Origin of the sequence: Microbulbifer harenosus, from assembly GCF_005771435.1 — a bacterium.
Taxonomy (GTDB): Bacteria; Pseudomonadota; Gammaproteobacteria; order Pseudomonadales; family Cellvibrionaceae; genus Microbulbifer; species Microbulbifer harenosus.
Genome location: NZ_VANI01000061.1, coordinates 1 through 612, shown reverse-complemented (window position 1 = coordinate 612; position 612 = coordinate 1). Strand labels below are relative to the sequence as shown.

The following is a 612-nucleotide window of genomic DNA, read 5'->3' as shown; positions in this document are numbered from 1 at the left end:
AGGGGAACCTGGGGCTGGATCACCTCCTTAAACGAAATTCGACCTTCGCTTCGTAAGTGCTCACACATATTGCTTGATCGACTGATGATGTTGTGTCAGTGATGCCCGTTGGGCGGGTCTAGTGTCCGAACAGGGCATTAAACGCCGAGAGTTTTTCGCAAGAGAAACAATCAAGTTTAAAGGCCTGTAGCTCAGCTGGTTAGAGCGCACCCCTGATAAGGGTGAGGTCGGCAGTTCAAGTCTGCCCAGGCCTACCAAATTTTCCTCATGCGTCGTTGTTTAAAAGCTCATGTGCTGTTCGCACACTACGCTTTCAAACGCCTAGCCTGAGAAAAATTACCACTAACAAGTAAAGAGTGTTAGCTGTTTATTGCGATGGGGCTATAGCTCAGCTGGGAGAGCGCTTGGTTTGCATCCAAGAGGTCAGCGGTTCGATCCCGCTTAGCTCCACCATTTCCTGACGACAACATCAAAGATCAGAAACCTGGTTTCTTGATTAAGTACTTGCTTGATTGAGAGATTAGCTTCCTGATTTTTACATCAGATGCTCTTTAACAAGGTGAAACATTTTGTAGTAATACACTGCAAGGCGAGGTTGAGTGCTAACAACAC

At 46.7% G+C, this 612-nt stretch carries 2 tRNA genes; both read left to right on the top strand.

Annotation, left to right across the window (positions count from 1 at the left end):
* Positions 1-180 precede the first annotated feature (180 nt).
* Positions 181-257 (top strand) — tRNA-Ile (locus FDY93_RS19335).
* A 120-nt stretch (positions 258-377) separates the two neighbouring features.
* Positions 378-453 (top strand) — tRNA-Ala (locus FDY93_RS19330).
* Positions 454-612: the final 159 nt, after the last annotated feature.